Raw genomic sequence first — 25,391 nt, 5'->3', positions numbered from 1 at the left:
GGCGGGCCGGGCGGGGCGCACGGCCCGCACCCGGTCCGCCGTTCGCCGTCAGCCGGCCCGGTGGAAGGCGCTCAGCCGGGCGGTGAGGTGGGCGGCCGCGCCCTCCATCAGGGTGTCGGCGATCGCCTCCACCGTGCGGGCGGACCACGACTGGAGAGCGGTGCCCTCGACCACCTGGTTGAAGGCGCCCATCGCCGGGCCGCAGTGCACCAGGTAGTCCACCCGGTGCCGGTCGTCGCCGGTCACCGCGAGCCGGAAGCCGCGGGTGAAGTAGGCCCGGAAGAACTCCGCCAGCTCCTGCTTCGGGTCCGTGCCGGGTGCCGCGGGCGCCGGGTGCGCGCCGCCCAGGTAGCGGTCGAGGATCTGCGTCATGGTCTCGTCGTCCAGCTCGGCCGCGGAGGCGTGCCGGCGCCACAACTCGTGCAGCCGGGACGCCCGCGCCGGGAAGAACAGGCCCCGCTTGAGATAGCGGGCCCGCGTACCGAACTCGAACAGCTCGCCCCACGGCGCCGTGTCCACGTCGTACTCCCGTGCCGCCTGCAGGACGTCCTTCACCTCGGCGCTGGTGGCGGCCTCGGCGGAGCACTGGTTGACGGAGCCCGTCAGCACGAACTCCGCGCCGAGCAGGAACGCCGCGGCCACCGCATCCGGGGTGCCGAGGCCGCCCGCGCAGCCCACGTGGATCCGGTGTCCGGACGCGGTGGCGGCCGCGTCGCGCAGCCGCAGCACGGCGGGGAGCAGGGTCAGCAGGTCGGCGGTGCTGGTCAGCCAGCCGCCGTCGGCCTCCACGCACAGGTCGTCCGCCATGGGCCGGCCGGCCGCCGCGCGCGCCTCCTCGGCGGTGACCTCGCCGGTCTCCACCAGCCGGGCGACCAGCCGCTCGGGCGGCGGGGCCAGGAACTCCGCTGCCACGTCGGTACGGCTGGCCTTGGCGATGATCCGGCCGCCCTTCAGCCGGAACCGCACCAGGGCCGGGGTGATCAGCGGGAAGCCGGAGGCCTCCACCAGGTCGATGCCGTGCCGCAGCAGCAGGTCCACCAGCGCCGACTCCTCCTGCGGGGCGCCGTGCCGGTAGAGCAGGTTGACGCCGAAGGCGCCGCCGAGGCCCAGGTCGCCGGCGAGTTCCCGGAGCCTGCCGTCGACCTCCTCCAGGGTCAGGCCGCCGGTGCCGAGGAAGCCGAGCAGGCCCGCCTTCGAGGCCGCGCCCAGCATCCGGCGGCCCGAGATCCCGCCGTACAGCGAGCCCAGCAGGTAGGCGCGGCGCAGGCCGTAGCGCTCCCGGAACGTGGCGGCGCCCAGGGTGTCGGCGGTCACCGCGGCTGCGACCGGAGCGGTGAGCGGTGACTCGGTGGCGGTGGCCGCCGGGGACGCGGCCGGGGTGCGCCGCTCGGGCCCGGACGGGACCGGGCGCGGGGTGGGGGCGGGCAGCGGCTCCGCGGTGTTCCTGATCTTCGCGACCAGGTTGGTCAGCACCCGGCCGGGCCCGATCTCCACGAAGTCGAAGTCGCCGTGGCCCATGAGCCGGCGCACCGTGTCGGTCCAGCGGACCGGCGAGACGATCTGCGCGGTCAGTGTCTCCTTGATCGCGTCGGGGTCGTACGGCTGCCCGTCCACGTTGGCCAGCACCGGAACGTCCGGCGCCCGCAGGGTGAACCCGTCGAGGAAGCGGGCGAACTCCTCGGCCGTACCGCGCATGTAGCGGGAGTGGAAGGGGGCGCTGACGTTCAGCCGCACCGCGCGGGCGCCCGCGGCCTCCACGGCGGCGCAGGCCGTCTCGACGGACTCGCGCGGACCGGAGAGCACGAGCTGCTCGGGGGCGTTGTGGTTGGCGATGTCGACGTCCTCGATGCCCGCCTCGGCCAGGACGCGCGGCAGACCCGTCTCGTCCAGACCGACCACGGCCGCCATGCCGCCGCCACCGGCCTGGGCCATCAGCGCGCCGCGCCGCTGCACCAGGCGCAGCCCGGTCTCGAAGTCGAAGACACCGGCGGCGAACAGGGCCACGTACTCGCCGAGGCTGTGGCCGATCAGGTAGTCGGCCGGCGCGGGGTCCTCGGCCTGCCGCTCCAGGTGGCCAAGGGCGCTGACGGCGTAGAGCGCGGGCTGCGTGAACTGCGTCTGCCCCAGGCGCCGTCCGGGGTCGTCCAGGCAGAGCTCGGCGAGGGAGTAGCCGAGCACCCGGTCGGCGGTCGCGGTGTGCTCGGGGTACTTCTCGAACAGGTGCCGGCCCATGCCCCGCGCCTGGGACCCCTGGCCGGGGAAACCGTAGACCTTCATGCGATGTGCCTTCCTTGGTGTCTTCGGTCGGTTCCGTGTCGCCGGGGCGGCCAGTTCGCGGGCCTTGTCCAGCAGGCCCGGGTCGTGGCCGAACGGGCTGAGAAGGGCGAGCGACTTCGATCGCGTGGCCGCCGGGAGGTTGCCTCGGACGAAGTTGTGCAGGGTGCCCGAGGGGCCGAGGTCCAGGTAGAGGAAGTCGCCGCGGGCGCGCATCCGGTCCATGGTCCGCTGGAACTCGATGGGCCGGCGGGCCACCTGCCAGAAGTGCCCGGCGCTCGGCCGCTCGACCGGCTCCCCGTCCACGCAGGACACCCAGGGCAGGGCCGGCGGGGCGAACTCGACCTCGTCCAGCGAGGGCCGGCACGCGTCGAGCACCTCGTCCATCAGGCGGGAGTGGTAGGCGTACTCGACGGGGACGCGCTGGTGCAGCACGTCGGCTCGGCGCAGTGCGGCCTCGGCCCGGTCGAGGTCGTCGTCCGCGCCGGCGACCACGAAGTGGCCCGGGTAGTTGCGGGCGGCGACCTCGCAGGCCCGCAGCGCGGGCACCCGGTCCAGCACCCCGGGCCCCGCGAGCACGGCGAGCATGCCGCCGCGCGGACCGGCCCCGAGCCCCTCTGCCTGGCGGACCAGCAGCCGCAGGCAGGTGTCGGGCGCGATGCTGCCGGACACGGCGGCCGCGGCGTACTCGCCCAGGCTGGAGCCCAGCAGGTGGTCGGGCTCCACCCCGGCCGAGCGCAGGGTCTCGGCGAGGGCGAGCTCGATCATGACGATCGCCGGGTGGGTGAGCCGGGTGTCGGTGAAGGGGTCGTTGCGGCGCCGGTCCGGGTCGAACAGCCGGGCGAGCACGGACTCGCCCAGCTCCTCGGCCACGACGGCGTCGTGGCGGCGCAGGGCGGTGCGGAACACCTCGTTCTCGGCGAAGAGTTCCCGGCCCATCCCGTAGTACTGCGAGCCCTGCCCGGAGAACATGAAGACCACGGGCAGCGCTTCCGGGGCGGTGCCGCTCACCGGTACGTGTCCCAGAACAGGCCCGCCGTCGCGGGCTCGGCCGCCGGTGCGGGCCCCGCGGGTGCCGCGGGACCGGCGGGGGCCCCGGAGCGGCCACCGGCGCCCCGTACGACGACCGTGCGGTCGAGCGCCGGCCCGGGCAGCGGGGCGCGGGTGGCGCGGTGGTCCGCCGGGGCGGGCGCGAGCAGCAGGTGCGCGTTGGTGCCGCCGTCCGCGAAGCAGTTGAGCGCGGCGGCTTCGGCGGTGGCCGGCCAGGGGGCCGCCGCGCGCGGGAAGTACAGCGCGGAGGCGTCCAGGTCGAAGTGCGGCAGCGGCTCCTGTCCGGAGCGGAACGGCACCTGGGTGCGGTGGTGGAGCATCAGCACCACCTTGATGAACGCGGCGATGCCCTCGGCGGCCAGCGGATGCCCGATGTTCGGCTTGACGGAGCCGAGGGCGACCGGGGCCGAGCGGGGCGCGGTGGTGCCGTAGACGCCGTCGATCGCCTTCAGTTCGAGCAGGTCGGTGACGGCGGCCCCGGTGGCGTTGGTCTCCACCCAGCCGATGTCCCCCGGGGCGTGGCCGCTGCGGGCGAGGGCCTCGGTCATCACGGCCTTCTGCGCCTGGAGGTTGGGAGTGGCGGGTCCCGCCGTACGGCCGTCGTTGTTGACGGCGATGCCGCGCAGCACCGCGAGCACCCGGTCGCCGGCGGCGCGGGCGGCCGCGAGCGGCTTGAGCACCACGACGCCGACGCCCTCGCCGAGGACGAGTCCGGCGGCCCTGCGGTCGAAGACGTGGAACTCCGGGCCTGGGTTGAGCAGTCCGCGCCGGCCGAAGACCTGGTGCGCCCGGTCGTCGGCGAGCAGGCTCACCCCGGCGACGACCGCGGCCTCCACCGAGCCGGACCGCAGCGCCTGGACGGCGGTGTCCATCGCGACCAGCGCGGAGGAGCAGGCGGTGTCCACGACCAGGCTCGGGCCCTGGAAGTCGAAGAACTGCGAGACGTTCGCCGCCAGGTAGTTCTGCCCGGTCACCACGACCGGGTTCCTGGACCGCTCCAGCGCGGCCGGGTCCGGGGTGTGGGTGGCGCGGCCGCCGACGTACACGCCGATCCTGCGGCCCTTGAGGTCGGCGGGCCGGTAACCGGCGTGGTGCACGGCGCTGTTGACCTCTTCGAGCAGCAGCAGCGCCTGCGGGTCCATGGCCGCCACGTCCGCCTCGGACAGCAGGAACGCCTCCGGGTCGAACCGCAGGACGTCCGGCAGCAGACCGGCGTGGTGGCCGAGCGGGCGGCCGAAGCGCTCCTCGGGGACCGGCCGCAGCGCCGAACGGCCCTCACGCAGCAACTCCCAGTAGGCGTCGGCGGAACCGGCGTCGGGGAAGCGGCAGGACAGGCCCACGACCGCGATGTCCGCCGGCGCGGTCGGCGCGGTGGGCGCGTTCGGCGCGGCGGACGCCGGGGCGGGCGCCTGGGTGGGTGCCTGGGTGGGTGCCGGGGCGGTGTCCCGGCCGCGCGGGGCGCCGGCCGCGGGGGCGCCTGCCGGGAGCCCGGCCGGGGCGGGGCCCGGTGCGGGGACGGATGCCGGTGCGGTCGCGGGCGTGGTCTCCGGCGCCGGAGTGCCGAAGACGGCGAGGAGTTCGGTGCGGTGCGCCTCGGCCAGGTGCCCCGCGAAGGCGTCGACGGTCGGGTGTTCGAGCAGGGCCGACGGGTCGACGGAGACGTCCAGGCGCTTGGCGACGGACTGGACGAGCTGGGACACCATGATCGAGTCCATGCCGTAGTCCTGGACCGGCACGTCACCGGAGAGCCGGGCGCGGTCGAAGCGCAGCTCCTCGGCGAGCCGGTCGAGCAGCCAGGAGGCGGCCGCGCCGACCGCCGCACGCACCTGGGCGTCCCCGTCCGCTCCTTCGGCGGGCACGGCGGGCACGGCGGGCACGGCGGGCGCCGTGGGCGCCGTGGGCGCCGTGGGCGCGGGCGCATCGAGGGCCGTGGAGGCGGCCGGTGCCGGGTCCAGGCGGCGGGCGGTCAGGCGTCCCGGGTCGAAGTCGGCGTCCGGGCGCGGCACGACGGGCATGACCACCCTGGCGCCGCTGCCCAGGGCCCGCTCCAGCAGGGCGAGTCCCTGTTCGTCGGAGAGCGCCGCCAGCCCGGAGGCCTGGTAGGCGGCGCTGCGGGCCTCGCCCATGCCGGTGTCCTTCCAGCTCGGCCACTGCACGCTGACCAGCGGCAGCCCGTAGGGGCGGTGCAGGGCGACCGCGTCCAGGTAGGCGTTGGCCATGGCGTAGTCGCTCTGGCCGACCGCGAGGGCCGGCACGGCCGCGGCGATGGAGGAGTACACGACGAACAGGCCCAGCGGCTCGTCCCGGAACACCTCCAGCAGGGCGTCGAGGCCGAACACCTTCGGGCCGAGGACACGGGCGACGCCGGAGTGCGGCTTGCGCACGAACGCCGGGTTCTCGAAGTCGGTGACGCCCGCGCTGTGCACCACGCCGCCGACCGGGCCGAGCCGCCCGCGGACGTCGGCGAGGGCCTTGGCGAGCGCCTCGCGCTCCTCCAGCGGCACCGCGAGGACCTCCAGTTCCACGCCCCGGTCCGCCAGTTCGGCCAGCGGACGCAGCTTGCGGCCCAGCGGGCCGTCCTGGGCGATGTGCGTGGCCCACTCGGCACGCGGCGGCAGTTCCTCGCGTCCGGTCAGGACCAGCTTGCGCACGCCGTGCTCGGCGACGAAGTGACGCGCGGTCAGCAGTCCGATGCCGCGCGTACCGCCGGTGACCCAGAGCACGTGGCCGGCCGGGAAGCGGGCCGCGGCGCCCGCCCCGCCGGGCTCCTCCGCGAGCCGGGCCAGGTGCCGGACGCCGTCGCGGTAGGCGACCTCGGCGGGCTCGTCGTCGTGGCACAGTTCGTCGGCCACCCAGCGGCAGAGCCGGTCGTCGCCGGCCGTGCCGTCGATCTCCAGGTGGCGGGAGCGGACATGGCGGTACTCGCTCTGCAGCATCCGGTACAGGCCGATGCGGGCCGCGCCGCCGAGGCCGGGCGCGCCCTCGGGGGTGACGCGGGTGACCAGCAGCGCGCGCAGGTCACGGCGGCCGCGGTCGACGAGGTGCTGGAGCCAGCGCAGCCAGGTGGGCAGCGTGGTGTGGTCGGGGGCCGGACCGGTGCCGGCGCAGCCCGCCAGGTCGACGACGGCGTCGAAGCGGTCCCAGCGGGTGCCGTCGGCGCCGAGTTCAGCGTCCAGCCGGTCGGTGGTGAGCACCTCGGCGGCGGGCAGGAGGGCGGCGAGCCGGGCGGCCAGTGCCTCGGTGCCGGGTGCGGCCAGGACGGCGGTCAGGCCGGGCCGCGCCGTGCGGGCGACGGGCGGGGCGGGCGTCCACCGCCGGGTGAGGAGCAGGCCCCCGTCCGCCGGCGCGCCGGTGAGGGCGGCCAGTTCGGCGTCGGCCGCGGCCAGCCAGACCCGGTCCCCGTCGAAGGGGTAGCCGGGCAGGGCCACCCGGCCCGGATGGCCGCCGCGGTGCAGGACCGTCCAGTCGACGGTCTGGCCCCGGGTCCAGGCGTCGGCCAGGGCGGCGGGGTCGGCGGCCTGCGGTGTGCCGGGGGCGGGCCGGCGCGGGTCTGCCACGCCGGTCCAGCTTCCGGCGGGACTGCCGCCGGCCGCGAACTCCTCAAGACGGGCTATGAGTTCGGGCAGTTCCCCGAAGAGGACGGCGAGCCGGTGCGCCATGGCCTCGCGCCCGGTCTGCAGGGTCCAGGCGACCTGCTGGGCCGTCGCCGAGCCGGTCTCCGCGCGCAGGTGGGCGGCCAGGCGCCGGGCCTGCGCGAGCAGCCGGCCGGCGTCCCGGGCGGAGAGGACCGCCAGCTGGGGACCGGCCGGGGCCGTGGGGACGGGCGCGTCGGGGCCGAGGTACTCCTGAAGGATGATGTGGGCGTTGGTGCCGCCCGCGCCGAAGGAGCTGACGCCCGCGGTCCGCGGCCGGTCGGCGCCGTCCGCCGTCACCCGGCGGGGCCAGGGCGCCCGCTCGCGCTGGACCTCGAACGGGGTCGACGTGAAGTCGATGTTCGGGTTGAGGCGGGCGGCGTGCAGGGACGGGACCAGCTCGCCGTGCCGCATCTGCAGCAGCACCTTGGTGATCGCGGCGATGCCGGCGGCCGACTCGGCGTGCCCGATGTTGGACTTGACCGAGCCGATGGGCAGCCGCTCGGGCAGGTCGCCCTCGAAGGCCCGCAGCATGCCGTTGACCTCGACCGGGTCACCGAGCGCGGTCCCGGTGCCGTGCGCCTCCAGGTAGTCGAGGTCGGCGGGGCGCAGTCCGGCGCGGTCCAGCGCGGCCCGCACCAGGTCGCCCTGTGCCCGGGGGTTGGGGACGCTGTAACCGGCGCCCGCGCCACCGTGGTTGACGGCGGACGCCTTGACCACGGCGAGTACGCGGTCGCCGTCGGCGACGGCCGCGTCGAGGCGCTTGAGCAGCACGGCGCCGGAGCCCTCGGCCGGGACGTAGCCGGTGCCGCCCTCGCCGAAGCTGCGGCAGCGGCCGTCCTCCGCGAGGAAGCCGCGCTGGGCGAGCTGGAGGAACTTCACCGGGTGGCTGGAGATGTTGACCCCGCCCGCCACCGCGACGTCGCAATCGCCGTTGCGGATGGCCAGGCAGGCCTGGTGGATGGTGACCAGCGACGAGGAGCACATGGTGTCCAGGGCGACGCTGGGGCCGGTGAAGTCGAAGAAGTACGACACCCGGTTCGCGACGGAGGCGTACGACGAGGAGGTCGCGAAGCCCTCGCCACGCAGCGCGTCCCGCACGCCGTAGAGCTGGTAGTGGCCGTACATCATGCCGACGAACACGCCGGTGCGCGCCCCGCGCAGTCGCTCGCGGGTGCAGCCGGCGTCCTCCAGCAGGTGCCAGACCGTCTCCAGGAACACCCTCTCCTGCGGGTCGGTGTGCTCGGCCTCGATCTGCGACATCCGGAAGAACAGCGGGTCGAAGCGGTCGGCGCCGGGCACGAAGCCGCCCCACTTGCCGTACGTCCTGCCGGTGGCCGACTTGTCCGGGTCGTAGAAGACCCCGTGGTCCCAGCGGTCGCCCGGGATGTCCTCGACGCTGTCGCGGCCGGCGCGCAGGTTGCGCCAGAACTCGGTGACGTCGCCGGCCTGGGGGTAGCGCCCGGCGACGCCGATGACGGCGATGTCGTCCGCGCCGCCGGTGGGGGCGGCGCGGACCGTCTGCGCAGCCGGGGCGGGCCGCCCGGTACCGGCGGCCGGCGGCTCGGTGCCGGGGGCCGCGGGTGCGTTCCCCGTGATCGCCGGTGCGGCCGCGGCGAAGGCGGCGGGATGGGCGGCGGCGAGGTGGGCGGCCAGGTCTCGGACGGTCACGTGCTCGAAGAGCAGGGTCTTCGACAGCGGTCCGACGTGCTGTTCCAGGCCGCGGATGAGGCTCATCGTGATCAGGGAGTCCACTCCGTACCGGTCGAAGGGCTCGGTGACCGTGATGTCCGCCTCCGGCGTCTTCAGCTCCTGTGCCAGCAGCCGCAGGACCAGCCGCTCGGCCTCGTCTCGCGATCCGGCGGCGGAGCCTGACGCGGCGTCGGCACCGGGCCGGGGTGCTGCGGGCGGCGCGGCCGTGGGGCCGGAGAGGGCGGTGAGGACGCGGGCCGGGTCGCCGGGGGCGAGCAGCAGGGCCGGCGCGGTGCCGGCGAGGGCCCGCTCCAGCGCGTCCAGGGCGGGACGGGTGGCCAGCGGGCGCATGCCGAGCGCGCGGTCCATGTACTCCTCGGCCTTGGCGTCGATGCGCATACCGCCCTCGGACCACACCGGCCAGGCGGCGGAGAGGGTGCGGCCCCGGCGGGTGCCCGCCCGGCGCCGCTCCTCCCGCTGCTCGGCGAAGCGGTCGAGGAAGCCGCCGGCGAAGGCGTAGTCGGTCTGGCCGGCGTTGCCGAACGCGGCCGCGGCGGAGGAGTAGACGACGAAGTAGTCCAGTGGCTCGCCGGCGGTGGCCTCGTCCAGCAGGGTGGTGCCGCGCACCTTGGCCGCCAGCACGGCGTCCGCGTCGGCGCGTTCCTTGCCGCGAAGCAGCCCGTCGCGCAGCACACCGGCGGCGTGCAGGACACCGCTGACGTGACCGTACGCGCCGCGCGCCGCGTCGATCAGCGCGCGCACGTCCCGCGGGTCGGCGACGTCGGCGAGCACGACGCGGGCGCCGAGGGCGTCGACGCGGGCCCGCGTCGCGGCGTCGGGGGCGGTGCGGGCGGCGAGGACGATGCCGCCGCCGGTCACCCCGGCCGCGCGGCGGGCGGCGGCGATGTGCTCGGCGGCGAGCAGGCCGAGCGCGCCGGTGCCGCCGGTGACGATGTGCGCGCCCGCGCCGGTGAACGCCGAGCCGGAGACGGCCGGCAGCGCGGTCCGGTGCCAGGAACGGCGCTCGGGGCCGTCCGGCGTGAGCCGTGCCTCGGTCTCCGGGCCGCCCTCGGCGAGGAGTTCGGCGACGACGTCCCGGGCCGGGGTGCCGGCCGCGACCGCGAGGACGCCGAAGGCGATGGCCGGGTGCTCCAGGCGGACCGAGCGCGCGAAGGCGGCCAGGGCCGGGTCGGCGGGCGACGCGGCCGGCTCCTGGTGGACGTGGAGGTAGGTCAGCGCGTCGTGCCGGTCGGGCTGCCAGGCCCTCAGGAAGGCCAGCGCGGTGTGGAAGCCGGACTCCACCGCCGCCCCGCAGTCCGGTTCGCCCGCGGACAGGTGCAGGACGCGGACCGGGCCGGTCCCCGCGGCACGAACGGCCGCCGCGGCGTCGAAGCCCGGGCCCGGCGTGAGGCGGCGCACCTCGGCACCGGCCGTGCGCAGCGCGGCGGCGAGGGCGGCCGCGTCGGGCGTGGCCGCGGTGCCGTCGGCGGGGGCCAGCAGCAGGACCGTGCCGGCCGGGCCCGGCCGGCGCCGGGGCGCGGGCTGCCACCCTGGTTCGAAGGCGGCCACGGCGCCGGTCGTGGGCAGGGCCCGCAGGGTGAAGGACTCCAGGGTGACGACGGCCGTGCCGTGCTCGTCGAGCAGGGCCACGTCGAAGGCGAGCGATCCCTCGGGGGCCGGGCGCGCGGCCGGTGTGGCGTGCGCGAACACCCGCCTGGGCAGCGGGGTGTGGAGCCGGGCCGCGCCGAGCGAGAACGGCAGGTACGGCGCCGGGCCCGCGGGGTCGCCGGCGCCCGGTACCAGACGGCCGGCCGTCTGCAGGGCGGCGTCGAGCAGCGCCGGGTGGAAGGCGTACGCGCCGGCGTCGGCGTGCAGCGCCTCGGGCAGCACCAGGGTGGCCAGCACCTCGTCCGTGCCCTCGGCGATCTCCTCGATCACCTGGAAGGCGGGGCCGTAGGCGAAGCCGAGCCGGGTGAAGCCCGCGTAGCAGTCCGCCCCCGTGGTGACGCGGGGGCAGCGGGCGCGGATGCCGGCCGGGTCGGCCTGGGCGGGGCGGTGGGCCGGTGCGTCGAGGCGGAGGGTGCCGGCGGCGTGCACCGGTGCGCCCTCGCCGTCGCCGCACACCTCGAAGGAGTGGTGCGCGCCGTCACCGGTGACCCGGACGGTCAGCCGGTGCTCGGCCCGGCCCGCCGGGAGCCGCACCGGCGCGGCCCACACCAGGTCGTCCACCGCGCGTACGGGGGTGCCGGCGGCGGCGAGTTCGCCGGCCAGGCGGCCCATCTCCAGGTAGGCCACGCCGGGCAGGACGCGCTCGCCGCCGACGACGTGATCGCGCAGGAAGAACTCGTCCCCGGTCAGCGTCTTGGCGTACACGTGCTCACCGGGGATGGAGACGTCGGTGTCCAGGAGGGTGGGGTGCAGACGGGCGGGTGCGCCCGGACCGGCGGCGGCTTCCGGAGCGGTGGAGACGGCCGGGGCGGTGGAGACGGCCGGCGCGGCGGTGCCGGATGCCGCCCAGTGGCGGGGCCCGGCGAAGGGGTAGGCCGGCAGGTGGACCCGGCGGCGGGCGCCCCGGTGCAGGGCGGACCAGTCGACGTCGGCGCCGCGCAGCCAGTCGGCGGCGAGGCCCCGCGGGTCGCCGGGGCCGGCGGCCGGGGTGCCCGGGCGGCCGTCCGCCGCCCGGCCGGTGCGCACCGCCGAGGGCCGCCCGGCCAGGTGCGCCAGCAGTTCGGCACGCAGCCCGGCGGCGCTGTCCGCGACGACGGCGAGCCGGTGCGCCATGGGCTCGCGGCCCGTCTGCAGGGTGTGGGCGAGGTCGGCGGCCGGGACGTCGTGCCGCCCGAGGTGGTCGGCGAGCCGCTGGGCGGAGCGGCGCAGAGCCTCGCCGTCGCGGGCGGACAGCACGAAGAGCTGCTCGGCCGGGCTGTCGTCGCGGGCATCCGGCATGGGTGGTTCCTCCAGGACGATGTGCGCGTTGGCCCCGCCGAAGCCGAAGGAGCTGACGCCGCCGCGGCGCGGCTGCTCCGCTCCGGCGGCGTCCCGCGGACGCGGCCAGGGCCGGGCGGTGGCGGCGACCTCGAACGGGCCGCCGTCGAGCTCCAGATAGGGGTTCCGCTCGCGGAAGTGCAGGCTGGCCGGGATCGTGCCGTGCCGCAGCGCGAGGACCACCTTGAACAGCCCCGCGATGCCGGCGGCGGCCTCCAGGTGGCCGATGTTGGTCTTCACCGAGCCGATGGCGCAGGGCCGCGCGGTCTCAGCGAGCCCCTGTTCGGCCCGGATCCGCCGGAACGCGGTGCTCAGGCCGGTGGTCTCGATCGGGTCGCCGAGCGCGGTGCCGGTGCCGTGCGCCTCGATGTAGCCGACGGTGTCCAGCGGCACCCCGGCGCCCCGGTAGGCGTCGACGAGCAGGTCGGCCTGGGCGTCGGGGTTGGGGGCGGTGAGCGAGGTGGTCCGGCCGCCGTGGTTGACGGCGGCGGCCTTGATCACGGCGTGCACGGCGTCGCCGTCCCGGCGGGCCCGTTCGTGCGGCTTGAGCAGGACCACGCCCGCGCCCTCGCCGCGCACATAGCCGTCGGCGCGGCTGTCGAACGCCTTGCAGCGGCCGTCGGGGCTGAGCATCTCGCCCTGGCTCAGCGCCTCGTACACACCGGGGGCCAGGATGAGGCTGACACCGCCCGCGATGGCCAGGTCGCAGGTGCCGTCGCGCAGGGCGGCGCAGGCCTGGTGGACGGCCGTGAGCGAGCCGGAGCAGGCGGTGTCGACGGCGATGCTGGGGCCGCGCAGGTCCAGCAGGTACGACACCCGGTTGGGGATGACGGAGAGGGCGGCGCCGGTGAGGGTGTGGCCCTCGGTGCCGCGTCCCGCGGCCCGCTGCACCTCCAGGTAGTCGGAGTTGGTGACGGCGACGAACACGCCGACGCGCTTCCCGGCCAGCTCGGACGGCCGGTACCCGGCGTCCTCGACGGCCGACCACACCGTCTCCAGCATCAACCGCTGCTGCGGGTCCATGAGTTCGGCCTCGCGGGGCGAGATGCCGAAGAACGCGGCGTCGAACCGGTCGACGCCGGGCGCGAAGCCGCCCCAGCGGGAACGGGAGCGCGGGTGGTCGCGCCAGTCCCAGCGGTCGGCGGGGATCTCGCCGACCAGGTCGTCCCCGGCGGCCAGATGCGCCCAGAACTCCTCCAGGTCGGCGGAGCCGGGCAGCCGGCCCGCCATCCCGATGACGGCGACGTCGGCGCCGGCCGGGTTGTGCCGCGCGTCGCCGGAGGTGCCCGGCGCCCCGGTGCGGGACGCGCTCGGGTCCGGGGTCACGGCCGTCTCGCGCGCGCCGGCGTCGTCCGGGCCAGGCGTCCCGCTGTCCGTGCCCGCCGTGGCGAAGCGGGCGGGCAGCTCGTGGGAGTGCTCCTGCCACAGGTGCTCGGCGAGGGCGTGCAGGGTGCCCCGGCGGTAGAAGAGGGTCGGGTAGACGGTGATGCCGTAGGCCTTGCGCAGTTCGGCGCTGAGGGCGGTGAAGCTCACCGAGTTCATGCCCGTCTCGCCGAGCGGGGTGTGTGTGCCGATGTCCTCGGGGCGCAGGCCGGTCAGGCCGGCGACCATGCGGGCCAGGTCGGCCTCGAGCGCCGCCCGGCCGCCTTCGGGGGCGGGCGGCGCGGCGGGCGCCGGTTCCCGGCGCGCGGGCCCGGCGCCGAAGCGGGCGCGCAGTTCGGGGAGCGGCAGGGCGGCGAGGGTGCCCCGGTCCACCTTCTCGTTGAGGGTGCGCGGGAACCCGGTGACGCGCAGCAGGGTCTCCGGGACCATGTGCTCGGGCAGCCAGGCGCCGAGCCGGTCACGGGTGGGTTCGGCCGCGCCGTCGTCGAGGACGTAGCAGGCGAGCAGGGTGTGCGAGCCCGCGGCGGCGCCCCGGGCCACGACGACCGCCTCGCGGACGCCGTCGACGCGGCGCAGGGTCGCCTCGATCTCCTCCAGCTCCACCCGGAAGCCGCGCACCTTGACCTGGGAGTCGATCCGGCCGAGGTACTCGATCCGGCCGTCCGCGAGGCGGCGCACCAGGTCGCCCGTGCGGTACACCCGGGCGTCGGGTCCGGCGCCGGACGGGTCGGGCAGGAAGCGCTCGGCGGTCAGTTCGGGCCGTCCGAGGTAGCCGTCGGCGACGCCGTGGCCGCCGATGTACAGCTCACCGGCCACTCCGGTGGGGACGGGCCTGCGGGCGCCGTCCAGGACGTGCAGGACGGTGTTGGCGATGGGCGTGCCGATGGTGACGCGCTCGCCGGGAGCGAGGCGGCGGGCCGCGGACCAGATGGTGGTCTCGGTGGGCCCGTAGAGGTTCCACACCTCCTGGTTCCCGGCGAGCAGGGCCTCGGCGGTCTCGGCGGGCAGCGCCTCGCCGCCGCACAGCACCTTCAGCCGGGCGTCGCCCCGCCAGCCGGCCGCGAGGAGCATGTTCCAGGTGGCCGGGGTGGCCTGGACGACGGTGGCCGCGCTCGCCTCCAGCGCCTCGCGCAGCCGCAGGCCGTCCCGGGCGTCCTCGGCCGGGAGGATCTCGACCGTCGCGCCGGTGATCAGCGGCAGGTACAGCTCGAGACCGGAGATGTCGAAGCAGACGGTGGTCAGGGCCAGCAGGGTGTCGCCCGGCCCGCAGCCGGGTTCGCGGGCCATCGACCACAGGAAGTTGGTCAGGGCGCGGTGCGGGACGCACACGCCCTTGGGGCGGCCGGTGGAGCCGGAGGTGTAGATGACGTAGGCGGTGTCGGACGGGCCGGCCGGGCCCGGTGAGGGCAGGGCGGGCGGCTGTTCGGCGGTGTCGGTGACGAGCCGTGGCACACCGCCCGGGTCACCCGTCACGGACGAGTGGGTGAGCATCAGGTGCAGCTTGGCGTCCTCGGCCATGTAGGCGAGCCGGTCGCGCGGGTAGGCGGGGTCCAGCGGCACGTAGGTGCCGCCGGCGGCCTGGACGGCGAGCAGCGCGACGGGAAGGTCCGCGTCGCGCGGCAGCAGGACGCCCACGGTGCGGCCGCGGCCGACGCCGGCCGCGGTGAGCCGGGCGGCGAGCGCGTCGACGCGTGCGGTGAGTTCGCGGTAGGTCAGCGCGGTGCCGCGGTGGCGGACGGCGGTGGCGTCGGGACGTGCCTCGGCCTGGCGCTTCACGAGCTGCCAGACGAGGGTGTCCTCGGGGTAGTCGGCGGGCGCGGGCGCGGTGAGCAGGGCCCGTTCGGCGGCGGTGAGCAGGTCCAGTTCACCGACGGCGGTGGCGGGCCGGTCCACGGCCGCGGCCAGCAGGGTGGCGAAGTGCTCGCCGAGCCGGGCCACGGTGGCCTCGTCGAACAGGCCGGGGTCGTACTTCAGGGTGTAGCGGCAGCCCTCGGCCTGCTCGACCACCTCCAGGGTGAGGTCGAACTCGCCTTCCTGGTGGACGCCTTCGACCGGGCCGAGGACGACGGCGTCCGCGCCGTCGCCGGTCCGGGCGGCGCGCGTCCAGTTCTGGAAGTAGAAGGCGACGTTGAACGGGGTGCCGGTCTCGGGGTCGGCCCGGCGCAGGTCCTCGGCGAGGGTGATCAGCGGGTAGGCGCTGTGCTCCAGGGCGTCCAGTACCGTCCGGTGGACCCGGCCGAGGAGCCGGCGGAACTCCTCGCCGCCGTCGACGCGTTCGGCCAGCACCACCATGTTCATGAAGTAGCCGAGCACGTCGTCGTAGCCGCTCGGCGGCCGGCCCGCGGTGGGGGTGCCCACGGCGATGTCGTCCTGGTCGGCGTAGCGGTGCAGCAGCGCGAACCAGGCCGCGAGGACCACGCCGAACAGCGAGGTCTGCTCCGCCGACGCGAGCGCGCGGGCCCGGTCCGTGACGTCCGCCGGGATGTGCCCGTCAAGGCTCGCCCCGCGGTGGCCGGGGACGGCGGGGCGGGGCCGGTCCAGCGGCAGCGGCACGGCGGTGCGGCGGCCGCCCAGCCGTTCGGTCCAGTAGGCGCGCAGCCGTGCGCCCTCGTCGCCGGCGAGCAGGTCTCGCTGCCAGGCGGCGAAGTCGGCGTAGCCGCGGGCGGGGCGCCGCGGGTCCGGTGCCAGCCCGGCGCGGACCGCGCGGTAGCCGCGCTCCAGTTCGCGCAGCAGCAGGGCGATGGAGACGCCGTCGAAGACCGCGTGGTGGAAGGTGAGCAGCAGGGCGTTGCGGCCGTCTCCGAGGGTGTAGAGCGTGGCCCGTACCAGTGGTCCGGTGGACAGTTCGAAGGGGCGGCGCAGGTCGGCGCGCATCCGCCCGCGCAGGTCGTCTTCGGTGACGGAGGTCAGGAAGACCTGCTGGAAGGGCAGTTCGGGCTCGGCCGCGACCCGGACGTACGGCGTGCCGTCGTCGCCGGTGCGTACGGTGGCGCGCAGTGCGTCGTGCCGGTCGACGAGGTCCTGGAGGACGGTGCGCAGCGCGAGGACGTCGAGGTCCCGGTCGAGCCAGAGGGCGAGGGGCAGGTTGTACGCGTAGGTGCCGGGGGCGATCTGCTCGATCACCCACAGCGCGCGCTGGCCCTCGCTCAGCGGGTGGACGCAACTCTCCGCGTCGGTCCTGGGGCGCAGGACGAGTTCGGCGGCCGCGGCGGCGCCCGGACCGGGGTCCTCGCGCCGTTCTTCGGCCGGGGCCGGTGCGGCGTCGGCCCGGTCGGGCCGCGGGGCGGCCGCGTCGGCCAGCCGGCCGGCGGTGAGGTGGGCGGTCAGTTCGCGCAGGGTGGGGCGTTCGAAGAAGTCGCCGAGCGGCACGGCGACGCCGAACGTCTCGTCCACGGCGGCGACGATCTTCATGCCGCTGAGCGAGTCGAAGCCGTAGTCGGCGAGCGGCCGGTCGGCGTCGATCCGCTCGTCCAGCTTCAGTACGCCCTCGACGAGTTCGCGCAGCCGCTCGCCCACGCCACCATCGCCACCGTCGCCACCGTCCGTGCCGGAGGCCGGGCCGGCCGGCTCGGCCGGGGCCCGGGCGGCCCGCGGCTCGGCGGGACGGGACGGGGCCGGGGCGGTACGGGCGGCCGGGTCCGGGGTGAGCACGATGCCGTCGCTCTCGGCGACCAGCACGGTCTGTCCCAGCGCCGGGTCGTCGGCGCCGAGGGCGGTGACGGGGGCGTAGCCCTCCTCGTGCAGCAGCCGCGTCCAGCCCTCGGGGGAGGCCAGCGGCGAGTCCGGCAGCCGCAGTTCGCCGTCCCCGAACGCCCACCAGCCCTCCAGGACGCCGCCGCCGATGGTGAGCAGGGGCCGTACGGAGGTCAGTTCGTTGAGCACCAGCCAGCCGCCGGGGCGCAGCAGGGCCTTGGCCTTGCGCAGGGTGGCCCGCAGGTCGCTGGTGGCGTGCACGACGTTGGTGGCGAGCACCAGGTCGGCGGTGGCCGGGGTGAAGCCCTGTTCGGTCAGGCCGCGTTCGAGGTTGAGCACCTGGAAGCGGGCGAAGGGGTACCGCTCGGCGAAGCGTTCGCGGCCGTGTTCCAGGAAGCGGGGGGAGATGTCGGTGAAGGTGTAGCCGACGCGGCCTTCGTGCCGTGCCAGGGCGGGCAGGACGCGTTCGCTGGTGGCGCCGGTGCCGGCGCCCAGCTCGACCACCTCGACGCCGCGGCCGGCCGGAAGCTGTGGCAGCCGGGCGTCGAGGAAGTGCCGGACGGTGTCGCGGACGAGGACGTTGAAGGAGTCGGTGAGCGGGTTGCCCTTGTAGAAGTTCTGCACCAGCTTCATCGAGGAGCCGGGGAACATGATCTCGGTGGCGCCCACCTCGCCGCGCAGGATGCGCGGGTAGGCGTCGAGGAAGAGCCGGTTGAGGGTGACGGTGGGCTCGATGTCGGGGTGCGCGGCGGCGATCCGGTCGAACTCCGCCTCCCAGCGTCCGGCGGCCTCGGCCTGGTCCACGGTGTCGACCGCCGCGGTGGTGGTGATCCGGTCGCCGTCGCGGGTGAGGTAGCCGGCGTCCGTGAGGATGTTGAGCAGTGCCTCGTGCAGGCGGGCGAACCGGTCGAGGATGCCGAGGCGGGTGCGCAGTTCCCCGGCGCCGTGCCGCTCGCCGGAGCGCCGCAGGACGCCCATGCGCTGGTAGACGCCGAGCAGCATGGGCGCGGAGACCGCCTCCAGTTCCTCGTATCCGGTGAGGACGCGGCGGGCGGCGGGGTCCGGGCCCGGTCCGGCCGCCAGGCCCGCGGCGGCCCCGGCGAGGGTGGCGGGGTGGCCGCCGGCCGCGAGTTCGCCGTCCAGGGCCGGGTCGTGGCCCATGGCCTCCAGGGCGCGCCGTCCGGCGCGGATCGGCATCGCCTGGGGCAGTCCGCTGCCGAGGACCCTGCGTACGGCGGCGATGCCCTCGGCGGGGCCGAAGTCGCGGATGCCGAGTCCGGCGAAGATCTCGGCGAGGCCCGGTCGCGCACCGGAGCCGACCTGGCCCCAGTACCCCTGGTTGACGACGGTGACGGGGTGGGGCAGCCGGTCGCGCAGGAACAGGGCGTAGGCGTCCTCGGTGGCTGAGGCGCAGATGTAGGCGCCGTTGCCGGCGAAGCTGCCGAAGGAGCCGGCCGAGGAGAAGTAGGCCAGGAAGTCCAGCGGCCGGCCCGCCACGGCGGCGGCGAGCGCGGCGGCGCCGACGGTCTTGACCTGGATGGCGGCGGTGAAGGCGGCCTCGTCCAGTTCGGCCAGCGGGTGGTTGTCGAAGGCCATGGCGGCGTGCACGACGCCGTGCAGGGCACCGTACCGGCGCTGTGCTTCTTCGACGGCGGCGGTCAGGTCGGCGACCGAGCAGGCGTCGCCGGGTACGTGGGTGACGTCGCCGCCGAGGCCGCGGATCTCCTCGGCGACGGCGCGCTGTGCCGGGCCGGGCTCGTTGCGGCTGAACCAGACCAGGCGGGCCCGGTGGTGCCGGGCGAGGTGGCGGCTGAGTTCCTGGGCTATGCCCCCGGTGCCGCCGACGAGCAGGTAGACGCCGCGGTCCCGGAAGACGGGGCCGGGTTCGGGCAGGGTGACCCGGCCGAGGCGGCGGACGTAGCGGACCCCGCCGCGCAGGGCGACGGTGCGTCCCGCGGGGTCGGCGGGGACGGCCAGCACGGCGTCCACGAGGGCTTCGGTGGCCCGGTCGCCGTCGAGGTCGGCGCCGGCGTAGTCCAGGGCGCCGACGCTCAGGTCGGGCCGCTCCTTGGCGACGACCTGGAGCAGTCCGTGCAGCCCGGCGGCGAACGGGTTGGCGGCGGTGCCGCCCGCGACCGCGTGCACGTCACTCGTGACCACGACGAGGCGGGTGGGGGCGAGGGCGCGCGCCAGGTGGAACAGGGACAGCGGGCCGTGCCGCAGGTGCTCGCGGGCCTGGCCGAGACCGACGGCGTCGGTGACGGCGGCGCCCGCACCGCCGAGGTGGATCACCAGGTCGGCGCCCTCGGTGGCCTTCAGCCAGGCCTCCAGGGGCTGTTCGTCGAGCGCGACGAGGTCGACGCGGGCGAGCGGGTCGCGGGCCGCGATCGCCTCGCCGAGCCGCCGTGAGGCGGCGGTCACCAGGACCACGGTCCGGCGGGCACGCGGGGCGGCGGGATCGGCGGGGGCGGCCTCGCGCACCCACACCGGGCGGTAGAAGTCCGGTAGCTCCACGGCGGGTTCGGCGGCGGGCGTCGCGGGGGTGGCGGGGGTGGCGGGGGTGGCGGGCGGCTGGGGTATCCAGTACCGCTTGCGTTCGAACGGGTAGGAGGGCAGCTCGGTCCGTCTGGCCGCCGCGGGGGTGACGCGGGACCAGTCGACGTCGGCGCCGGCGACCCACCGCTCGGCGACCGCCGTCAAGTCCCGTACCCGCAGGGCCTCTTGCAGCGCCTCTGCCTCGGCGCCGGTGAGGACGACCCGGGCGCGGGTGGCGCGGGCGGTGGTGATCCGGGCGTCGGTGCCCCCGGCGGCGTACGTCTCCAGCGCGGCGGCGGCCTCGGAGAACCGGCGGGCGGACAGGGCGAGGCGGAACTCGTGGGCGGTGCGGCCCGACTGGAGGGTGTGGGCGACGTCGGCGAGCCGCGGCTCGCCGGGTGGGGGCGCGGTGGCGGGCGCCGGTCGCCGTACGGCCGCCACCGCGCCGGCGACGGCGCCGATGGTGGCCGCCGTGCCGAGGGCGGCGGGCGGTTCGCCGTCCAGTTCGGCGGCGAGCAGTTCGTGGTAGCGGGCGCGTTCGGTGACGGAGAACCCGCACTCGGCCAGGTCGGTGCCCAGATCGAGGTGTTCGGCGGGTACGCCGATGATGCGCGCGGCGAGGTCCAGGCACAGGCGCTGCGCCTCGGCGAGCGCCTGGCCGGGGTCCGCGTCCGGGGCCGGTTCACCGGCCCGGCGCAGGTGGGCGGCCAGGTCGGCGGCGCAGGCGCGCAGCCGGTCCTCGCTCTTCGCGGAGAGCACCAGCAGCTGCTCGCCGTCCGGGGCGGCGGGCCCCTGTTCGGCGGTGTCCGGCAGGTACTCCTCCACCAGGACGCAGGCGTTGGCGCCGCCTCCGCCGAAGGAACTGACCAGCGCGCGCAGCGGGGTGCCCGGCTCCACGGGTGTCCAGGGGGCGAGGGCCTGCTGGATCTCGAAGGGGGTGCCGGAGAAGTCGATGTCGGGGTTGCGGCGGGCGGAGTTCAGCGACGGGGCCAGCGCGCGGTGGCGCAGCTGGAGCAGCACCTTGGTCAGTCCGGCGATGCCGGCCGCGGACTCCAGGTGGCCGATGTTGGACTTCACGGAGCCGACGGCGACGGCCGGCCGCTCGGCGCCGGACCGGCCGCCGAACGCCTCGGCGAGGCCGGCGATCTCGATGGGGTCGCCGAGCGGGGTGCCGGTGCCGTGGGCCTCCACGTAGCCGACTCCGGCCGGCTCCACCCGGGCGCGCCGCAGCGCGCCGCGGATCACCTCGGCCTGCGCGGCGGCGCTGGGCACGGTGTAACCGCCGGTCTTGCCGCCCGCGTTGATGGCGGAGCCGCGGATGACACCGAGCACGCGGTCGCCGTCGGCGACGGCGTCGGCGAGGGGCCGCAGCAGCACGGCGCCCACGCCCTCGCCGTCCACGAAGCCGTCGGCGCCGGCGCCGAAGCTCTTCAGCCGGTCGTCGCGGGAGATCATCCCGCGGTCGGCCAGCATGCGCAGGTGCATGGGGTGCAGGATCAGGTTGACCCCGCCCGCGACGGCGGCCCGGCACTCCCCCGCCCGGATGCTCTCGCAGGCCAGGTGGACGGCGGTGAGCGAGGCGGAGCAGGCGGTGTCGACGGCGAGGCTGGGGCCGGTGAAGTCGAAGGTGTAGGACACCCGGTTGGCGATCGACCAGTGGTTGGAGTGGGCGTCGGTGCGCACGCCGCGCGCGTTCGCCTCGCCGCCCATCCATTCGTAGTTGTTGTTCATGACGCCGACGAAGACGCCGACCGGTCCGCGTGCGGCGAGCCGGGCGGCCGGGTGGCCGGCGTCGTCCAGGACGGCGGCGGCGGTCTGCAGGAAGAGGCGTTCCTGCGGGTCCATGGCCTCGGCGTCGGCGGGCGAGATCTGGAAGAAGAGCGGGTCGAACTTGTCGACGTCGTCGATGAACCCGGCCCACTTGCTGTAGCTGCCGTGGGTCCCGGCGGGGTCGTGGTGCGCGTCGGCGTCCCAGCGGTCGGCGGGCACCTCCCGGATGCAGTGCCGGCCCGTCCGCAGGTTCTCCCACAGCTCGCCGGTGGTGCCGGCCAGCGGGTAGCGGCCGGAGACGCCGACGATCGCCACGCCGTCGCCGGCCGCCGGGGTCTGGCCCGGGTCGCGGGCGGCCAGCAGGCTCAGCAGCAGCTTGCGCTTGTCGTCCACAGTTGCTCTCTCTCAGGTCTTCGATCGGCCGCCGCGGGCCGGGAGTTCGCCGCCGGGAGGCGGGCCGGCCGGGGCCGTGGCCGGCCCCGGCCGGTTGAGGTGGCGGCCGGTGCGGGACGTCCGGGGCCGCCGGGGGTCAGGCCGGGTCCGCGGCGCGCGCCGCGGCCCGCTGGGCGCGCCGGGAGACGCGGGCCGGTTCGGCCGGCGCGCCGCCGGGGGCCGGGGCCAGGCCCATCAGCTCGGCGAGGTTGCCGACGAAGGAGCGGATGGTGGGGAACTCGACGAAGGCCGTGGCCGGGACCTCGAAGTCGAGCTGCTCGCCGAGCTTGGCGACGACCTCGATCAGGACCAGCGAGTCGAGGCCCAGGTCGAAGAGGTTGGTGTCGAGGGCGGCGCGGTCACGGCCGCCGAGCACCTTGCCGACCTCCCCGGTGAGGTAGTCGGTGACGAGGCGCACGTTGTGCTCGGGGTCGGCCGGGTCGAACCGGTGCAGCAGCCGGTCGTCGTCCCGGCCGGCCGGTGCGGCGGGGCCGTGGCTGCCGGGGTCCACCCAGTGGCGGCGGCGTTCGAAGGGCTGGGTGGGCAGCGGCACGCGGTGGACGTCCCGGTCGCCGTGGACGGCCGCGGGATCGAGGGCGGCGCCCCGCGTCCACGCCTGGGCGGCGAGGGTGAGCAGGTGGGCGTGCCCGGCCGGGGCGCCGTCCCGCGGGGTGAGCGGGAGCGCGAAGTCGCCGGTGTCCGCGAGCAGCGCGTCCAGTGCGTCGAGGGAGGCCCGGCCGGTCCAGATCGCCGGGTCGCGGGCCTCGTCCTCGGTCGCCCAGCGGCCGGTGCGCGGGCTGAGCACGGGCAGCCGGGGCACCCCGGCGCGCTCCGGCGCGATGCCGGCGGCGAGGGCGAGGGCGGTGGCGAGCGGGAGCGCCCCGGACAGGGCCGCGGCGACGGCCGTTCCGGTGCCGGCCGCGGCGAGGCCGGCCGGGGTGAGGCCCCAGGCGGTGAGGGCGGTGGCGAGGGCGTACTCGTGGGCGAAGGCCGCGTGCGGGTCGTCGCCGGCGAGCAGCTCCCCGGTGCGGCCCGCCCGTCCGAGGGCGGCGGCGCAGGCGTCGGCGGCATCCCGGTAGGCGGGCACCGCGCCGTACAGCTCGGCGGTGTCCGCCGCGTCGGCGCCGGTTCCGGTGAGGACCAGCACGGCGCCGGTCCCGTCGGGTCCGGCGACGCCCTGCCGGGTGCGTGCCTCGTCGCCGAGGGCGAGGGCCATGGCGGCCTCACGGGTGCCGCGGGCGACCACGGCGAGCCGGTGCGGGTGGGCGCGGCGGCCGAGCCCGAGGGTCTGGGCGACGGCGGTGAGGTCGAGGCCGGGCCGGGCCCTGAGGTGGCGGGCGAGCGCTCCGGCGGACTGCTTCAGGGAGTTCTCGGAGCGGGCGGAGAGCACCAGCAACTCCGGGGCGCGGCCCGGGTCCGCCTCGGTACGCGCCGGCGGCTCCTCGAGGACGACGTGGGCGTTGGTGCCGCCGATGCCGAAGGAGCTGACGCCCGCCCGCAGCGGGTGCTCGCCCTCGGCCTTCCAGTCGGTGGTGCCGGTGTTGACGTAGAAGGGGCTCGTGGCGAAGTCGATCTCGGGGTTGGGCCGGGTGTAGTGCAGGCTCGGCACCAGCGTGCGGTGTTCCAGCATCAGCGCGGCCTTGATCAGGCCCGCCATCCCGGCCGCGGTGTCGAGGTGCCCGATGTTGGTCTTCACCGAGCCGAGCGCGCAAGTCCCGGTGCCCTCCGCGCCGCCCTCCCGGAACGCCTCGGTGAGCGCGGCGACCTCGATCGGGTCGCCGAGCGGGGTACCGGTGCCGTGCGCCTCGACGTAGCCGATGCTTCCGGGGTCGACGTCGGCGACGTCCTGGGCGTCGGCGATGACCTCGGCCTGCCCGGCGATGCTGGGCGCCGTGTAACCGGTCTTGGCGGAACCGTCGTTGTTGACGGCGGAGCCCTTCACGACGGCGTGGATCCAGTCGCCGTCGGCGAGCGCCTCGGAGAGCCGCTTGAGGACGACGACGCCCGCGCCGCTGCCGATGACGGTGCCCCGGGCCTCGGCGTCGAAGGCGCGGCAGTGGCCGTCGGGGGAGAAGATCATGCCGTCCTGGTACTGGTAGCCCTGGTTCGGCGGGGCGAGGTGCACGGCGCCGACGAGGGCCATGTCGCACTCGCCGCCGAGCAGGGCGAGGCACGCGGTGTGCACGGCCACCAGGGAGGTGGAGCAGGCGGTGTTGACGCTCATGCTGGGTCCGCGCAGGTCGAGCTTGTAGGACACCCGGGTGGCCAGGAAGTCCTTGTCGTTGGCGAGCATGAGCCGGTAGTGGTCGACGGTGGACGCGGCCCGGTAGCGCTCGCCGAGGTTGTGCAGCAGGTAGGTGTTGAGGCCGGCGCCCGCGTAGACGCCGATGTGCCCGTCGGTGCGCCCCGGGTCGTAGCCGGCCCGCTGGAGGGCCTCCAGGGCGCACTCCAGGAAGACGCGGTGCTGCGGGTCGAGGATCTCGGCCTCGTCGTGGGTGAACTGGAACAGCTCGGAGTCGAACAGGTCCGTGCCGTCGATGGTCTGGGCGGCCCGGACGTAGCGGGGGTCGGCCAGCCGTTCGGCGGGGACGCCGGCGGCGAGCAGTTCCTCGTCGGTGTAGCGGGTCAGGGTCTCGCGGCCCTCGCTGAGCACGTCCCAGAACCGCTCGACGGAGTCCGCGCCCGGGAACCGGCAGGCCATGCCGACGATGGCGACGTCGGAGTCGGAAGGGGTCATGGTGGTTGTCTCCTGTTGCTGCCGGCTTCTCAGCCGAGCCGTATGCCGAGGTCCGCGGCGACGGACCGCATGTCGAGGAAGCTCCGGGCGACGAAGCGGGCGGCGTCCTCGCCGGCGTCCATGCGCTGGAACAGGTCGATCAGGGCGCGTTCGTGCTCGTCGCGGTCGCCCTCGCCGGCGGCGATCTCCCGGACCACCGTGCCGAGCCGCTCCTCGACGTCCGCGAGGTCGAGCGAGCGGGGGAACTTGATGCTGAACGTGTTCCGGTCGTAGGAGGCGTTGCGCTTGACGGACCGTACGTGGCTGGCCGCGTTGAGCTTGTAGAACATGCAGTCGAAGTTCTTGAACGAGTAGTAGTTCAGCAGCGGGAAGAGCGTGCAGTGCGTCTCCATCGGCGAGGACTCGTACAGGCCCTTGGCGCGCAGTTCCTCGACGATGCGGTCGGGGTCGTAGTCGTGGCGCATCGCGATGAACGGGAAGACGATCTTCGGCAGGTTCTCGTCGTCGTCGAAGAGCAGTTCCTCGAGCTGTCCGCCGAAGAGGGTGTCGGTGAGCCGCTCGCCGAACGTCTTGTAGAAACCGCGGACGATCTCGCGGACGTTGGACTCCATGGTGAGGATCTGCTGCGGGTCGGCGCACAGCGCGATGTAGGGGATCTTCTGCCGGTAGGCCATGAGGATGGCGCGGAGCACGAAGAAGGTGCGGCAGGAGACGCAGGGCAGCTTCTCGTCGAGGTAGTTGCCCGGCTTCTTGGGCGCGGGGCGGTTGAACACCTCGCGCATCATCAGCTTGATGTTGTCGTCGTCGGCGTCGAGGACGAACGTCGCCGGGATCTTCTCCCGGGCGAGCGCGATGTTCTGCGCGGCGTGCACGCTCTCGAAGGGCACGTCGAAGGTGAAGGCCAGCACCCGCTTGCCGTACTCGTTGGCGAACTTGTCCAGCATGTACGTGCTGTCCTTGCCGCCGCTGTACATGAACAGGCAGTCGTACTCGCCCGGTCCGGCCTTCGCCTGCTGGAACTCGGTGAACACCTCACTGGTGTAGCGGTAGTTGACGAGGAGGTCGGAGGCGAAGTCCAGGTTGCACAGGTTGCACACCCCCTGGTCGTCGAGCACCACCCCCGGGTGGTCGGCCTTGAGCGAGCAGACGGTGCAACTGGACACGGAACCCCCTGTGGAACCCGTCGGATACGGCTGTGCGGTGTGTGT

General features: G+C 75.7%; 4 protein-coding genes. All 4 read right to left on the bottom strand.

The window, feature by feature from the left end; genetic code table 11:
- Positions 1-48: 48 nt before the first annotated feature.
- The 4 genes from fabD to ABZ478_RS25870 all read right to left on the bottom strand — a co-directional run bounded on the left by fabD (position 49) and on the right by ABZ478_RS25870 (position 25,346).
- Complete coding sequence (fabD, locus tag ABZ478_RS25885) at positions 49-3,285, bottom strand: ACP S-malonyltransferase (RefSeq protein WP_359553044.1); 3,237 nt, start codon at positions 3,283-3,285, stop codon at positions 49-51.
- On the bottom strand, positions 3,282-21,407 hold the full coding sequence (locus ABZ478_RS25880; protein WP_359553043.1) for an amino acid adenylation domain-containing protein: 18,126 nt from the start codon (positions 21,405-21,407) through the stop codon (positions 3,282-3,284). Before ABZ478_RS25880 ends, fabD begins: the two co-directional genes overlap by 4 nt.
- A gap of 136 nt (positions 21,408-21,543) precedes the next feature.
- Positions 21,544-24,183 carry a beta-ketoacyl synthase N-terminal-like domain-containing protein gene (locus ABZ478_RS25875; protein ID WP_359553042.1) on the bottom strand — a complete coding sequence of 880 codons (2,640 nt, stop codon included), beginning with the start codon at positions 24,181-24,183 and terminating at the stop codon, positions 21,544-21,546.
- A 29-nt stretch (positions 24,184-24,212) separates the two neighbouring features.
- Complete coding sequence (locus ABZ478_RS25870) at positions 24,213-25,346, bottom strand: OzmP (RefSeq protein WP_359553041.1); 1,134 nt, start codon at positions 25,344-25,346, stop codon at positions 24,213-24,215.
- Positions 25,347-25,391 lie beyond the last annotated feature (45 nt).

Source organism: Streptomyces sp. NPDC005706 (assembly GCF_040631045.1).
Taxonomy (GTDB): domain Bacteria; phylum Actinomycetota; class Actinomycetes; order Streptomycetales; family Streptomycetaceae; genus Streptomyces.
Note: the sequence above shows the minus strand (reverse complement) of the source record. Positions and strands in the feature narration are given on the sequence as shown.

What these genes read in the sequence shown, in the direction of transcription:
- ABZ478_RS25875 (WP_359553042.1), bottom strand. Translation starts at nt 24,183, where the DNA reads ATGACCCCTTCCGACTCCGACGTCGCCATCGTCGGCATGGCCTGCCGG.